We start from the raw sequence: 14488 nt of genomic DNA, 5'->3' as shown, positions 1-14488 counted from the left end.
AATTTAATAGAACGAAAACTACCTCATATTCTTCATTGCTTGCATCATGCGTTTTCCGCCACCGCCTTGCATCATTTTCATCATTTTGCTCATTTGGTCGAACTGCTTTAACAGTTGATTCACCTGCTGAACAGAGGTTCCTGAGCCTTTACCAATACGCTTTTTACGACTAGCATTAATGATGGCTGGTTTAGTGCGCTCTTCTGGTGTCATAGAATGGATAATAGCTTCTATATGTTTAAAGGCATCGTCGTCAATATCGATATCTTTCATCATTTTTCCAGCACCAGGAATCATACCAATCAGGTCTTTCATATTCCCCATTTTCTTGATTTGCTGAATCTGATTTAAGAAATCGTCGAAACCAAACTGATTCTTGGCAATTTTCTTTTGAAGTTTTCTAGCTTCTTCTTCGTCAAATTGCTCTTGAGCACGCTCTACAAGCGACACCACGTCTCCCATACCTAAAATACGGTCGGCCATACGAGAAGGATAGAACACATCTATAGCTTCCATTTTTTCACCAGTACCAATAAATTTAATTGGTTTATCTACTACCGATTTAATGGTTATGGCAGCACCACCACGGGTATCACCATCTAGTTTGGTTAAGATAACTCCGTCGAAATTCAAGACATCGTTAAAGGCTTTTGCCGTGTTTACTGCATCTTGACCTGTCATGGAGTCTACAACAAATAAGGTCTCTTGTGGCTTGATGGCGTTATGAATATTCGATATTTCGGTCATCATGGCTTCATCTACGGCCAAACGTCCTGCGGTATCTATAATCACCACATTATGGCCGTTTGCTTTGGCATGTGCAATACCAGCTTGTGCTATAGCCACTGGATCGCTATTGCCCTTATCGCTATAAACATCTACTTTTATTTGTTCGCCCACCACGTGTAACTGATCGATCGCTGCTGGACGATACACATCACAAGCTACCAATAATGGTTTCTTTGTTTTTTTGGTTTTAAGGTAATTGGCTAATTTACCAGAGAAAGTTGTTTTACCAGACCCTTGTAAACCCGACATTAAAATAACGCTTGGTGTGCCCGATAAATTAATACCAGCGGCATCGCCTCCCATTAATTCGGTTAATTCGTCTTTCACGATTTTAACCATCAACTGCCCTGGCTGTAAAGCTGTTAATACGTTTTGACCTAAAGCTTTTTCCTTTACTCTATTGGTAAAATCTTTAGCAATTTTAAAGTTAACATCGGCATCCAATAAGGCACGACGCACTTCTTTTAAGGTCTCTGCAACATTTACTTCGGTTATACTTCCGTGTCCTTTAAGAACGTGTAACGCTTTATCTAACTTTTCGCTTAAATTATTAAACATATACTTTCATCAAAATTTTAAGAAGTGCAAATTTAATGATTTGAAGCGTATTAAAGAAGTATTACAAAAAAAAGTGAAGCGTTTTTAAATTTTCACTCTTTTTAAAATAATATTCGTGAATTCGAGGCATAAAACCTAACTAAAAAAACTCACGGTATTGCATCACGCGAAAATCGATAGTATTGAATTCTGGATTTCGTTGCTTTAATTGTTTGTACAGTGGCATACTACCAACAGCGCGATTGGCTGCTCCCGATGGCGCGGTTAAGGATACGGTTTTTATGATTCTTTCTTCTAATTGAAATTCATGAATTCGCGGCACCTCAACTTCTACTTTCCGCAACGCGATGTTATATGTTTTTAAATGTTTTCTGAAGAAATATTCAGGACCGTTTTTACTATTTCCTCCTGTAAATAACAAGGTGTCAATCTTCGGAAATTGCTTCAAATAATAGATTAGATCGCGCAATTGAATGTTTTGCATCCCTAAATCGGAGGCATCTATTTTGTCTCGTTCTGCAGAAGCTACGATATCACAAATACCAATTCCTCTTGATTTCAAAAAAGTTTTACGTTGAAGAATTGCTGCTTCTGAATTTTCAAAAACCAAATTCAAATTGAATATTTTATCTAAAATCGGCCATAATTGTCCATCGATACTGCCATAACAAAAATTGACATCGCCGGGTTTCAAATCACCTGTAGAAAATCGCGGCGGCGGCAAGGTTCCGACAATTAATTTCGTTGCATTTTCAGGAATATAAGGTGGATACGGGTGTTCGTGAACAAACATGAATTTTGTGGTTTAGGCTAAAATTAGTATTTTATCTGTACGTTTCATTCATTCAAAAAAACAAAAAAACATGGGCAAAGGCGATAAAAAAACAAAACGCGGCAAAATTTACCGAGGCACATACGGTGTAACGCGACCACGAATTAAGAAAAAAGTAAAACCTGAAACTAAGATAAACGTCGATAAAGGCACTGTTGTTAGCAAGTAGCTATTGCTTGTATTTGCTCCCAATTTTCTTTCCTAACATATACGCCGAAATAATGGCGAATACAATTATAAACAAAGTTGCAAATACATACAGCGTGTACAATACAGGTTGTTCTTTAGAGTTAAAACACCTGCCAAAAAACATACAGGCTTCAAGTTTTTTTTCGGATGTTAATGTCAAAACAGCACTAATTAACAACATTAATGCCAATCCAGACAAAATGTAGGTCGACGTATAATTTCGGGGTTGTTTGCCTGTGGCTTTAAATCGTTCGCGCTGATCTTCTGTGCGTTTATTATCTTGTAAAGACCAACTCTTCTGCGGTCGAGAGCTGTTCATCGTAACGGTAATTTTCGTAATTAAATCCTTTTAAATCGTCTATGGTTTTAGCATTGGTATCGACTACGTAACGTGCCATATAACCGCGAGCCAGTTTAGCATAAGTCATAATCACCTTATATTCGCCATTTTTAAAGTCTTTAAATGTGGCATTTACAACTGGCACTTTTAAAGCTTTTTTATCGATCGCTTTAAAGTATTCGTTACTCGCTAAATTCAAGAATAATTCATTGTCTTCCAAATCATTGTTTAAGGCTTCTACTATCGATTTTTTCCAGAATTCGTACAAGTTTTTTTTAGTACCGATTGGCATTTTTGTCCCCATCTCTAAACGATACGGCTGAATAAGGTCTAATGGTTTTAAAATACCGTACAGTCCAGAAATAATACGCACTGTATTTTGAAGTGTTCCTAATTTATCTTCAGGAATGGTATATGCATCAAAGCCACGATACACGTCGCCACTAAACGCATAAATAGCCTGCCTGGCATTGTCTTTGGTAAATGGCAAGCTCCATTGCTGATTTCGTTCGTAATTTAATTGCCCTAAAGCATCCGAAATATGCATTAATTTAGATAAACTCTTGGCCGATTTCTTTTTCACCACTTTATTAATACGCTCGGCTTCTTTTAAAAAAACGGCCTCGGTAGTAACTTCGGTTGGCAATTCGCTTTCGAAATCTAAAGATTTAGCTGGAGATAAAACTAATTTCATAATAAGGTTTGATGGAATTAAACTTGATTTGTCTGATATTTTCTAAAACAAAACTACAAACTAAACAGCTGGATTACTATTGCTAAATACTGTTGTTTTTTATTACAGTATAATTAAAATTTATTCTTCTGCTGCATCCACATCTTGATGCTTCACATAGTTCCGCCACTTTTCGATACACAACTGCATATCGTCTGGAATTTCGGAATTAAAGCGCATGAATTCTTTAGTTTTCGGGTGCTCGAACCCTAAAGTTTTGGCATGTAGCGCTTGTCTTGGCAAAACTTTAAAACAGTTGTCTACAAACTGTTTGTACTTGGTAAAGGTGGTACCTTTTAAAATTTTCTCGCCACCATAACGCTCGTCGTTAAATAAAGTATGCCCAATATGCTTCATATGCACACGAATTTGGTGTGTACGTCCGGTTTCCAGTTTACAAGACACTAAAGTTACATAGCCTAAACGCTCGATAACTTTGTAATGGGTTACAGCTGGTTTTCCTTTATCGGCTTCGTCGTCTAAAAACACCGTGTTTTGCAAGCGATTTTTAGGGTGCCTTCCTATATTACCTTCAACAGTACCTTCGTCGTCCTCCATATTACCCCAAACAATGGCCACATATTCGCGCTCCGATGTTTTCTCGGCAAACTGAAACGATAAATTTGCCATAGCTTCTTCGGTTTTTGCAACCACTAAAAGTCCGCTAGTATCTTTATCTATGCGATGCACCAAACCGGGTCTTCCCGATGAATTTTCTGGCAGATTATCGAAATGATATATTAACGCATTTATTAAGGTTCCGGAATAATTACCATGTCCAGGGTGCACTACCATGCCAGCTGGTTTATTCACCACCAAAACATCGTCGTCTTCGTATACAATATCGATAGGAATATTTTCTCCTACTAGTAGATTTTCGTACGGCGGATGGGCAAACAATACCTTTATAACATCGTTACCTTTTACTTTGTAATTAGATTTTACAGGCACGCCATTCACATAAATATTACCCGATTTTGCAGCTGCCTGAATTTTATTTCGGGTTGCATTTTCTACAAAATTCATTAAATATTTATCTATACGTAAAGGCGATTGCCCTTTTTCGGCAATAAAAGCATAGTGCTCGTAAAGTTCGTCTTCTGCCTCATCGGTCTCTGGTGTGTAGTCGCTCATAATTTACTGTGGTCTGTTTCCATTACCCAATACCAAATCTATTTTAGAAGTTTTTGGCAACTTATCGCCTGACTGGATATCTTTTCCTTCAAAAGTCATTTTTAAAACCATGTCTTTACCTATATTATCTACATAGGTAATGTTACCTACAGCAAAACCTAAAGCTTCTAAAGTAGGTTTTGCTTGTCTAAAAGTACGCTCCTCTAGTTCTGGAACCAATACTTTTCTGTATCCTGACGGATTGAGTGTAATATAAATTTTACGGTCTTCTTTTACTTTAAATCCTGGTTTTGGGTCTTGCTCTATTACCGAAAACTTTGGATAATCGGGATTAAAATTAGCCGAATCTTGAATTTGCATGACCAAATGGTTGTGCTCTAACTCCATTTTTGCCATATCTATAGACTTACCTGTTAAATCTGGTACGGTTTCGAACTCACCATGATTGGTAGTCGCATCTAGCCAACGTAGCATAAGATAACACACTACAAAAATGGCTACTACCGCCAACAATACATTTAGAAAAAAAGTTTTACTGGTAAGAAATTTAATAACGCTCATGAATGGAAATTTGATAAGCAAATATATAAAAACCGTTCTGTTTTTACTTTTGATTAATAAATGATATTTTAGCTAAACGATTTTTTCCATCGTTTGTTATTGTTATGAAAAAAAATATCGCCATCATTATGGGTGGGTATTCCAGCGAATACGAAATCTCTTTAAAAAGCGGTAATGTAGTTTACCAATCGTTAGACGCCTCGAAATACAACAGTTACAGAGTTCATATTTTTAAAGAAAAATGGGTTTATGTAAACGATCAAGACGAAGAATTTCCAATAGACAAAAACGACTTTTCCACAATGGTTAACGGCACAAAAATCAGTTTCGACTGTGTGTTTAATGCCATTCATGGCTCACCAGGCGAAGACGGATTTATACAAGGGTATTTTCAACTATTAAATATACCGCATACCAGTTGCAACATGTACCAGGCTAATATTACTTTTAATAAGCGTGATCTGCTAAGTATTTTAAAACCTTATGCCATAAAAACAGCCGAATCGTACTTTTTAAATCTCGGTGATGATATTAACGAAGATGCCATTGTTGCCAAAGTAGGTTTACCTTGTTTTGTAAAGGCCAATAAGGCCGGAAGCAGTTTTGGGGTAACGAAAGTTTACAAAAAAGAAGATTTAAAAAATGCTATAGACATTGCTTTTAAAGAAGACGACGAAATTATTATCGAATCGTTTTTAGAAGGCACCGAAGTATCGGTAGGTGTTATTACCTATAAAGGCGAAACCAAAGTGTTGCCCATAACCGAGATTGTAAGCAAGAATGATTTTTTTGACTATAACGCCAAATATTTAGGTCAGTCCGAAGAAATTACCCCCGCCAGATTAACACCAGATCAAGAACAAAAAGTAACCCAATTAGCAAAAAAAGTCTACGAGGTTCTCAAAATGAAAGGCTTCTCCCGAAGTGAATATATCTTTAAAGATGGTGAACCCCATTTATTAGAAATGAATACTATACCAGGAATGACCAAAGAAAGCATTTTACCCCAACAAGCCGCTGTTGCTGGCATATCGCTTACCGATTTATTTGACAGTGCTATTGAAGAAGCTTTAAAATAAAAACTGTAATTTTATACCATGAGACGAGCTATTTTTCCTGGATCTTTCGACCCCATTACTTTAGGCCATTACGACATTATTAAAAGAGGCGTAAAACTTTTTGATGAAGTAGTAGTTGCTATTGGTGTTAACTCCGAAAAAAAATACATGTTCGATCTCGAGGTCCGCAAACAGTTTATAGAAGAAGCGTTTAAAAAAGAACCAAAAGTAAAAGTAGTTACCTACGAAGGTCTAACAGTAGATTTCTGTAAAGAAATTGATGCCCAGTTTATTTTACGCGGACTAAGAAATCCAGCCGACTTTGAATTTGAAAAAGCCATTGCCCACACCAACAGAAAACTCTCTAAAATAGAAACTGTGTTTTTACTTACTGCTGCCAGAACTTCATTTATAAGCTCTAGCATTGTTAGAGATGTTATTAGAAACAAAGGCGATTACAAAGTATTGGTCCCTAAAAGTGTTAATTTAAATAGCCTGTAATTCCACTAAACATCTTTTAAAAAAATCCCTGCTGCGTGTACCATCAGCCAAGTAACACAGCATATTATTTAACAGGCAACCGACTCTTTAAAAAAACCAAGAACCGAAGCAAACCAAAGCTTCTATTCAAGATACCGATATCAATATTAAAACTGATACTCAGATAATGGCTTCGGGAACTTCTCAGGATCGGCAGCCAAGTGGTAACGCGGATCGTGAACATCTTCCACAATCACCTCTCTAAACTTCGGATTCGCCTTATACATTAAAGTTTTACAATCTTCGCTTAAATGCTTCAACTTAATCGTCTTGCCTTGCTCTTCGTATTTATTTACAATATTCGTGATGGCTTCTAAAGCTGAATGATCGCTTACGCGAGATTCAACAAAATCGATAATCACCTCATCGGGATCGTTTTTCACATCGAACTTTTCATTAAAAGCAGTAATCGACCCAAAGAATAAAGGCCCCCAGATTTCGTAGGTCTTCACTTTACCGTCTTCGGAATAACGCTTTCTGGCACGAATCTTTTTAGCATTTTCCCAAGCGAAAGCCAAAGCCGAAATAATCACTCCAACAAAAACCGCAATAGCTAAATCGTAAATTACCGTTACCGCCGAAACGATTACCAACACCACAGCATCTGCCACAGGTATTTTTCTAATAATTCGGAAACTCGACCAAGCAAAGGTTTCAATCACCATCATAAACATCACACCAACTAACGCCGCAATAGGCACTTGCTCTATATATTTATCTGTAAATAAAATGAAAGTTAATAAAGTTACAGCCATCATTACTCCCGACAATCTACCACGACCACCAGCATTTATATTAATAACAGTTTGCCCAATCATACCACAACCACCAGTGCCACCAAACAAGCCACTAACCATATTTCCTGCACCTTGTGCTATACATTCTCTATTACTATTACCACGGGTTTCGGTCAATTCATCTACTAAATTCATAGTCATTAAAGACTCTATTAACCCAACCGAAGCCGCTAAGAAAGCATACGGCAAAATAAATTGAAGCGTATCGAGATTAAATGGTAAATACTGCCATAATTCTAAGTTTGGAGTTGGGAACTCGCCTTTCAGTCCGGTACCTCCACCTTCAACTATATAAGATCCTACGGTACTCACATCCAAACCTCCAAAAATAGTCACCGCCGTAGTAACCAAAATAGCTGTTAAGGCCGCTGGAATTTTAGTTGTAATTCTGGGTAACAACCAGATAATGCCCATGGTTAAGGCCACAAGACCAATCATGGTATAAAGTTCTGTACCTTCCATCGGGATATTAATATATTGCTTAACACCCTCGGCAGTAATTTCTAATTTTTTATGAGAAAACATACGCACTTGCGCCAGAAAAATAACAATAGCCAGACCGTTTACAAAACCCAACATAACAGGATGTGGAATTAACCTAACAAAACGCCCTAATTTAAACACACCTGCTGCAATCTGAAAAATTCCCATTAAAATTACGGCTGCTAAAAGATAAAAGTATCCCATATTTTCCACAGGCGTTTCAAACAACATGCCTTTAGTATGCCCTTCGGAGATAAGATGCACAAAAATAACAGCAACCGCACCTGCCGCACCAGAAATTAACCCTGGGCGACCACCAAAAATAGCTGTAATTAGCCCCACTATGAAGGCTCCGGAAAGTGCCACCAACGGATCTATTTGAGCCACGAAAGCAAAGGCTACTACTTCGGGAATCATGGCTAACGATACAGTAACTCCTGCTAAAACATCATCTTTTGGGTTAGGTGTTATTTTCCTAATAAAATCGGTCATGTTTCTGTTTTTTTTTAAGCGGCAAAAATACAGTTAAAATAGCGTCCTGCAAGTTCTTACTGTAATAATTTCATTAAGTTTGAACCAAATTTACAAAAAATGAAATCCCTAAAGTCTGTTTTACTTAGTCTTGTAATAACCACTGGTTTACACGCCCAAATTAACAATACGTTTTTAACACATTTCGAAAAAAGTAACGGTACCGAAACCGCAACGTATCAGGAAGTGATTCAGTTTTACGAAACTTTAGCTAAATCGTTTCCTGAAATTCACATAGAAACTGTTGGACAAACCGATTCTGGCAAACCGCTTCACCTTATCACTTTAAATCCCGATAAGGATTTCAATTTTTCTGAAATCGGAGAAGATAAACGTATTTTACTCATCAATAACGGCATTCATCCAGGTGAAAGCGATGGTATAGATGCCACCATGATGCTGTTTCGCGATCTTGCTCAAGGTAAAATTAAAATGCCCAAACACACGGTGTTAACCACCATTCCTATATATAATATTGGTGGAAGTCTAAACCGAAACTCAAGTTCCAGAACCAATCAAAACGGTCCTAAAGATTACGGGTTTAGAGGCAATGCCAGAAATTACGATTTAAATCGCGACTTTATTAAAAGCGACACCAAAAACAGTAAAGCGTTTGCCGAAATTTTTCATAAAGTAAATCCCGATGTGTTTATAGACAACCACGTAAGCAATGGTGCCGATTACCAATATACACTCACCCATTTATTTACCCAACACAATAAATTAGGTGGCGATTTAGGTAACTACCTACACACCCAAATGATGCCTGAATTAGAACAACAACTTGCCGCTAAAAACTGGGACATTACCCCTTACGTAAACGTTTTTAATCAGGTTCCTGAAATTGGATTTAGCCAGTTTATAGATCACCCAAGATATTCCACCGGATATACAACCTTGTTTAACACGTTGGGTATGATGGTTGAAACCCACATGCTGAAACCTTATAAACAACGTGTTGAAGGCACTTACGAACTGATGATAAGCATGATTGATTTAATTGAAAAAGATTACAAAACAATAAAAGTATTACGCGACCAAGCCAATCGCACTTTTGCAAATACTAAAACCTATCCGCTAAATTGGGTTGTAGACACCACTAAAAGCTCGACGCTTCAATTTAAGGGTTTTGAAGGCAGTTACACGACTAGCAAAATTACAGGCTTAAAACGTTTACAATACGACCGCAACAAACCGTTTACCAAATCTGTAACCTATCAAAATTACTTTAAATCCACTACAAGTATAAATATCCCGAAAGCTTACATAATTCCGCAAGGCTGGTATCCTATAATCGCGTTATTTGAATTGAATCAGGTAAAAATGAAACCGCTAGAAACCGATCAAACATTTTTGGTTGAAGCTTATAAAATTGAAGATTTTGAAACTTCGGAAACTCCTTACGAAGGCCATTATCTACACAAAAACACCAAAATATCTTCAAAAACCGTATCTAAAACCTTCCGAACTGGCGACATTTACATCGAAACCAACCAACCTGCCATTCGCTACTTATTAGAAACTTTAGAGCCTCAAGCCGTCGATTCGTTTTTCAACTGGAATTTCTTCGACAGTATTCTTCAGCAAAAAGAACATTTTTCGCCGTATGTCTGGGAAGATTTAGCTTTAGAGCTCTTAAACAACAATCCCGAACTCAAAGCCGAATTTGAAGCAAAACAACAAACAGATTCCGATTTTTCAAAAAATTGGTATGCGCAATTAGACTGGCTTCACAAACACAGCAAATATTACGAAACGACACATTTACAATATCCTGTATACCGACTCAATCATTAAAAAAACACATTGATTTACAAGCAATTATTTAACATTAAAAATTTTATTGAAAATGTAAATGATATTCAAAAATGATATACTTTTGATTAAAATTACTACCGCTATGAAGCGCCTTTAATGAACAAATACATTGTTGTCAATCAACCTGAAAAATGGAATTTTTCGATTGAGAATATTACAGTAATCTCTGCCCAAGATTACCTTACCAATCCAGAATACGCCTTAGTAAAAAAAGCAAGAATTTTCAATTTATGTAAAGATTATTCGTACCAATCTAAAGGGTATTACGTATCGCTTTTAGCAGAAGCTCGCGGGCATTTACCTATACCAACGGTAAAAAACATTGTCGATTTAAAAGCTTTAAAACTGGTTAGAATTGTATCGGATGAGTTTGACGATATCATTCAGCACAGCTTAAAAAACATAAAATCACAAGACTTTACCCTTAGCATTTATTTTGGACAAAATGTAGCGCAAAAATATAAAGAACTAAGCCTGTTGTTTTACAAACATTTTCAGGTACCTTTTTTACGTGTTAAATTTAACCACACCACAAAGTGGCACATACAAAGTATAAAGGCCATTTCGGAATCCGAAATACCATCGGAACACATCGAAAGCGTTCAGGAATTCGCTAATCAGTACTTTTCTAAAAAACGTTACGATATCCCGAAATTGAACAAAAGCGATTTCGATTTAGCCATATTAGTTAATCCAAAAGATCCGGCACCACCAAGCAACACGAAAGCCTTAAAAAAGTTTATCGATCTTGCTGAAAAAATGAATATTTACGCCGAATTGATAGAACCTAAAGACTTATCGCGTCTATCATCTTTCGATGCTTTATTCATTCGCCAAAGTACCGAAGTTAATAACGAAGCTTACGCCTTTGCCCGAAAAGCACAACAAGAAGGTATTGCCATTGTAGACTATCCTGATGCCATTTTAAAATGCTGCAACAAAGTCTATATGGCAGAAGCTTTGCAAAATGCGAACATTCCAACACCAAAAACACTTATTGTGCATAAGGACAATAAACATTTGGTTTTAGACACTGTTGGTTTGCCTTGCGTGTTAAAAGCACCCGATTCTACATTTTCGTTTGGCGTAAAAAAAGCAAAAACAGAACGCGAGTATCAGGATTTGGTCAATAACATGTTAAAAGAATCAGATCTCATTATCGCGCAAGAATTTTGTCCGTCAGATTACGATTGGCGTATTGGCATTTTAGATCACAAACCTTTTTTCGCCTGTAAATATTATATGGCAAAAGGCCATTGGCAAATTTACAACTGGAATGCTAAAAAGAAAACCGACCAAGATGGCGACGCCGAATGTGTCCCTATAGAGTCTGTACCAAAAAACGTTTTGAAGATGGCTATAAAATCGGCGAAACTTATCGGTTCAGGACTGTATGGCATCGACATTAAAGTGGTTAACAACACCCCAATGGTAATTGAAATTAACGACAACCCCAACATCGATTTTGGTGTAGAAGACGCCTATTATGGCGACACGGTTTACACTGAAATTTTAACAGCTTTAAAAACACGCTTAGACTAACAATGCATAAAAAATATCATCTTTTCGACGTGTATGGCATCGAGCTAGAATATATGCTCGTGCAACCTTCTAATTTAAAAATAGCACCTATAGTTGATGCCCTTTTCACCAAAAAGAAAGGCAAATTAACCTCGGATATTTCCAACGGAAAAATTGCCTGGAGCAACGAATTAGTGGCGCATGTAGTAGAACTTAAAACCAATGGGCCGACTAAAGATTTAAACGGATTATCGAAACTGTTCCATGAAAATATAACCGAAATTAATACGCTTTTAAAACCCCTACAAGCACAATTATTACCAAGCGCAGCGCACCCATTTATGAATCCCGTAACCGAAACCCAACTTTGGCAACACAGTTACAGCGAGGTTTACGAGCTTTATAACCGTATATTTAATTGCAAAAACCATGGTTGGAGCAATGTACAAAGTGCACACATTAATCTGCCTTTTTTTGATGACAAAGAATTTGAAAGACTACACGCCGCAATTCGTTTAATATTGCCGCTTATTCCAGGTTTAGCTGCGAGTTCGCCAATACTAGAAGGTAAAATTACAGGCTTTAAAGACACCCGTTTAGAATATTACAAAACCAACCAAAAGGAAATTCCTGAACTGGCCGGACTTATTATTCCTGAGCGCGCATTCACAAAATTAGATTATTACGCCACGATTTTCGAACCGATTAAAAAAGCTATAAAACCTTTTGACACGCACCATATTCTCGATCATTACTTTTTAAATTCACGAGGCGCTATTGCGCGATTTGACAGGAATGCGATAGAAATTAGATTAATCGATATTCAAGAATGTCCAAAAGCAGACTTAGCCATTTGCGCTTTAATTATTGAAGTATTAAAATTATTGGTCAATAAAAAACTAGCACCTTTAGCCATGCAAAAACGCTGGGTCAAAGAAGATTTATTCGCTATTTTAAATGATGCTATTAAATATGGCGAAACTACTATAATTACAAACTTAGATTACCTTAATGTATTTGATATTGAAAACGCCTGCACCATACAAAGCGTGTGGAAACACCTTTATGAATTAGCAAAACCCAACATTCATAAATCGCATTACATCACCATCGAAACGCTTTTAAATGAAGGGACTTTGGCAACAAGAATAACTCAAGCTCTCGCCAATGACAATTCTGAAAAGCATATAAAAAAGGTGTATTCTAAACTTGCAGAATGTCTTCAAAATAACACAATGTTTTTATAATGAAATTCGTTTTAACTTGCGAACATGGCGGGAATGACATTCCGAAACAGTATCAGTTTCTCTTTGAGAATTCAGAAGAAATTCTGGATTCTCATCGCGGTTACGATTTGGGCGCTCTCGATGTTTTCAAATATTTAAAACCACAGGCAGACTTTTCAAATTTTAGCGAAACAAGTCGCTTAGTCATAGAATTAAACCGATCGTTGCATCATAAAAATCTATTTTCAGAATTCACAAAAACGGCATCAAAACCCATAAAACAACAGCTTATTGAAAGCTATTACACGATTTACAGACAAGCTGTTGAAAATTACATAACACAAGCACTCAACAAAGGAGAAACCGTTATACATTTATCGGTTCATAGCTTTACCCCTATTTTAAACACCGTAGAGCGCCATTGCGATGTAGGTTTGTTGTACGACAGTTCTATACAAGCAGAAAAAATATTTTGCCATAAATTTAAAACGGAATTAACAAGACAAAACAAAGCCTTACACATTCGTTACAATTACCCATATCTAGGCAAAGCAGATGGTTTTACAAGTTATTTGCGAAAAAAATTCCCTGAGAATTATGTCGGTATCGAGTTAGAAATCAATCAAAAGTTCGCTAAAAACAATGCTATGCCCGTACCATTAAAGCAAACGCTATATAACAGCTTAAAAAATATCCTTCTTAAATAAGCAACCGAATATTAGCATACGAATTTTCTAAAGCTTGGGCAGCTTCCATTTCGCTTAACCATTCTACTTTAGTAATACCCTCGTTAATTTGCGGCCACAAATTACCCGTAAATGTAGTGGTCATCTCAAACCAGTGGGTAACCTTAATTTTATACTTCCCGTTGCGTTTAAATATATGATAGGTCGTTTCTAAAGGTTTTGTTATTTTTAATCCTTTAACTCCTGTTTCTTCCTCGACCTCACGTATAGACGTTTCTTCTATACTTTCTTTTGCCTCTGCTTTACCTTTAGGCAAATCCCATTTATCGTTTCTATAAATAAATAAAATTTGTCCTTCTTTATTATATACCTTACCTCCCCCGGCTTCAACTACAGGTAATTTTTTTAAAAACTTTTTTAAAAGTTTATCTTCATTTTTATGAATTAACCGCACCTCTTTTAAGTTAGTGTTGTTTAATTCTTTAATAACTTTCCCGAGTTGCACCGTATCTAGCAAATAATTTTTAAAATAGGTTTCTTGCTCAACCTTTGTCGTTAAAATAATAGGCTTATCGTTAACAAAAACTTTATACATAGTAAAATTTACTGTATTAATACGGTAAAAATATCAATTTTTAAAAGAAACGTATTAACTTTAAAAAAATAATTTTAATACTTTTAACTGCTACATA

The 14488-nt window shown here is 36.4% G+C and carries 15 protein-coding genes; 7 read left to right on the top strand and 8 right to left on the bottom strand.

From position 1 onward, the window contains the following. Positions 1–18: 18 nt before the first annotated feature. Both ffh and ACR9EA_RS03495 read right to left on the bottom strand, forming a co-directional pair. On the bottom strand, positions 19–1347 hold the full coding sequence (gene ffh, locus ACR9EA_RS03500) for a signal recognition particle protein (protein ID WP_435137594.1): 1329 nt from the start codon (positions 1345–1347) through the stop codon (positions 19–21). A gap of 139 nt (positions 1348–1486) precedes the next feature. Continuing rightward, positions 1487–2140: a uracil-DNA glycosylase family protein gene (locus tag ACR9EA_RS03495; RefSeq protein WP_435137591.1), complete on the bottom strand. Its 654-nt coding sequence runs from the start codon at positions 2138–2140 to the stop codon at positions 1487–1489. A gap of 70 nt (positions 2141–2210) precedes the next feature. On the opposite strand from ACR9EA_RS03495, the gene ACR9EA_RS03490 reads away from it, so the two are divergent. Further along, complete coding sequence (locus tag ACR9EA_RS03490) at positions 2211–2348, top strand: 30S ribosomal protein THX (protein WP_435137588.1); 138 nt, start codon at positions 2211–2213, stop codon at positions 2346–2348. Here ACR9EA_RS03490 and ACR9EA_RS03485 read toward each other — a convergent pair whose 3' ends face one another. From ACR9EA_RS03485 to ACR9EA_RS03470, 4 genes are all read right to left on the bottom strand, one after another. Continuing rightward, a complete protein-coding gene (locus ACR9EA_RS03485; protein ID WP_435137586.1) occupies positions 2349–2687 on the bottom strand; it encodes a hypothetical protein in 339 nt (112 codons plus the stop codon). It abuts the gene before it with no gap. Next, a complete protein-coding gene (gene yaaA, locus ACR9EA_RS03480; RefSeq protein ID WP_435137583.1) occupies positions 2644–3402 on the bottom strand; it encodes a peroxide stress protein YaaA in 759 nt (252 codons plus the stop codon). Before yaaA ends, ACR9EA_RS03485 begins: the two co-directional genes overlap by 44 nt. A 120-nt stretch (positions 3403–3522) precedes the next feature. Beyond that, entirely contained in the window at positions 3523–4575 is a 1053-nt protein-coding gene (locus ACR9EA_RS03475) for an RluA family pseudouridine synthase (RefSeq protein ID WP_435137581.1), read from the bottom strand. A gap of 3 nt (positions 4576–4578) precedes the next feature. Further along, the gene (locus ACR9EA_RS03470) at positions 4579–5136 is read right to left on the bottom strand and encodes a PASTA domain-containing protein (RefSeq protein ID WP_435137578.1); all 558 of its coding nucleotides are present in this window, start codon (positions 5134–5136) and stop codon (positions 4579–4581) included. Positions 5137–5240: 104 nt separating this feature from the next. Between ACR9EA_RS03470 and ACR9EA_RS03465 the strand changes: the two genes are divergently transcribed. After that, a complete protein-coding gene (locus ACR9EA_RS03465) occupies positions 5241–6215 on the top strand; it encodes a D-alanine--D-alanine ligase (RefSeq protein WP_435137575.1) in 975 nt (324 codons plus the stop codon). An 18-nt stretch (positions 6216–6233) separates the two neighbouring features. Further along, entirely contained in the window at positions 6234–6695 is a 462-nt protein-coding gene (coaD, locus tag ACR9EA_RS03460; RefSeq protein ID WP_435137572.1) for a pantetheine-phosphate adenylyltransferase, read from the top strand. A 146-nt stretch (positions 6696–6841) separates the two neighbouring features. Here coaD and ACR9EA_RS03455 read toward each other — a convergent pair whose 3' ends face one another. Further along, positions 6842–8506 carry a SulP family inorganic anion transporter gene (locus tag ACR9EA_RS03455; RefSeq protein WP_435137569.1) on the bottom strand — a complete coding sequence of 555 codons (1665 nt, stop codon included), beginning with the start codon at positions 8504–8506 and terminating at the stop codon, positions 6842–6844. 99 nt (positions 8507–8605) lie between these two features. Between ACR9EA_RS03455 and ACR9EA_RS03450 the strand changes: the two genes are divergently transcribed. From ACR9EA_RS03450 to ACR9EA_RS03435, 4 genes are all read left to right on the top strand, one after another. Further along, the gene (locus ACR9EA_RS03450; RefSeq protein ID WP_435137565.1) at positions 8606–10342 is read left to right on the top strand and encodes a M14 family metallopeptidase; all 1737 of its coding nucleotides are present in this window, start codon (positions 8606–8608) and stop codon (positions 10340–10342) included. Between the two features lie 117 nt (positions 10343–10459). Continuing rightward, positions 10460–11905: a RimK family protein gene (locus ACR9EA_RS03445; protein WP_435137562.1), complete on the top strand. Its 1446-nt coding sequence runs from the start codon at positions 10460–10462 to the stop codon at positions 11903–11905. 2 nt (positions 11906–11907) lie between these two features. Next, complete coding sequence (locus ACR9EA_RS03440) at positions 11908–13131, top strand: glutamate-cysteine ligase family protein (protein ID WP_435137559.1); 1224 nt, start codon at positions 11908–11910, stop codon at positions 13129–13131. Further along, complete coding sequence (locus ACR9EA_RS03435; protein WP_435137556.1) at positions 13131–13817, top strand: N-formylglutamate amidohydrolase; 687 nt, start codon at positions 13131–13133, stop codon at positions 13815–13817. The genes ACR9EA_RS03440 and ACR9EA_RS03435 overlap by 1 nt, the downstream gene beginning before the upstream one ends. On the opposite strand, the gene ACR9EA_RS03430 is transcribed toward ACR9EA_RS03435, so the two are convergent. Next, on the bottom strand, positions 13810–14391 hold the full coding sequence (locus ACR9EA_RS03430; RefSeq protein WP_435137553.1) for an NUDIX hydrolase: 582 nt from the start codon (positions 14389–14391) through the stop codon (positions 13810–13812). The genes ACR9EA_RS03435 and ACR9EA_RS03430 overlap by 8 nt on opposite strands. Positions 14392–14488: the final 97 nt, after the last annotated feature.

Origin of the sequence: Formosa sp. A9 (assembly GCF_051200825.1) — a bacterium.
Lineage (GTDB): Bacteria > Bacteroidota > Bacteroidia > Flavobacteriales > Flavobacteriaceae > Formosa.
The sequence above is the reverse complement of the archived record's forward strand: the minus strand, read 5'-3'. Positions and strand labels throughout refer to the sequence as shown.